Annotated in this window: 1 protein-coding gene; it reads right to left on the minus strand. The window is 58.3% G+C overall.

Translation table 11 applies throughout. From position 1 onward, the window contains the following. The coding region (locus tag J9889_RS21580) for a JAB domain-containing protein (protein WP_134697354.1) at positions 1-465 on the minus strand (465 nt) is incomplete at its 3' end. Between the last annotated feature and the right edge of the window lie 137 nt (positions 466-602).

Raw genomic sequence — 602 nt, forward strand, 5'->3', positions numbered from 1 at the left:
GCCCTCAGCACCGACCACCAGATGGTCAAGCAATCGCACATCGACCAGCGCCAAGGCTTCTTTGAGGGCCTGGGTAAAGACCCTGTCAGATTGACTGGGTTCCGGGTCACCGCTGGGGTGATTGTGCACCGCGATGATGGCCCCACTGTTGAGCAGTATGGCCCGCTTGACCACTTCCCGTGGGTAGATACTGGCGCTGTCCAAGGTGCCGCGAAACAGCTCCTCAAAGGCCAGTACACGATGTTGGGAGTCGAGGAACAGTGCACCAAACACTTCGTGCTCCCGGTCCTGCAGCAGGGTCTGCAGCCGCTCAGCGGCCTCTGTGGTACTGGTGATGGCGGAGCCTTTGGCAAGACGCTTGCGAGCAATCTGATTGGCGATACGCAACAGGTCTTGCTCGGTCACGGGTTCGGTGACGACATAGGTGCCGGGGCATTCCCCGGCTTTGAGTTTGTGGTAACGCATGTGGGGTTCTCCAAATAAACAAAACCCCGGCACACATAAAGCATGTCAGGGTTAAAGGTAGAGCGGTTGTTGGTTCACTGTGAGGGGTGTTCAGTTGGCCTTGGTGGCGGCTTCTGCTCCTGTTCCGGCTGTAGGGG

This window comes from Aeromonas sp. PrichA-15 (genome assembly GCF_017939245.1).
GTDB classification, from domain to species: domain Bacteria; phylum Pseudomonadota; class Gammaproteobacteria; order Enterobacterales; family Aeromonadaceae; genus Aeromonas; species Aeromonas caviae.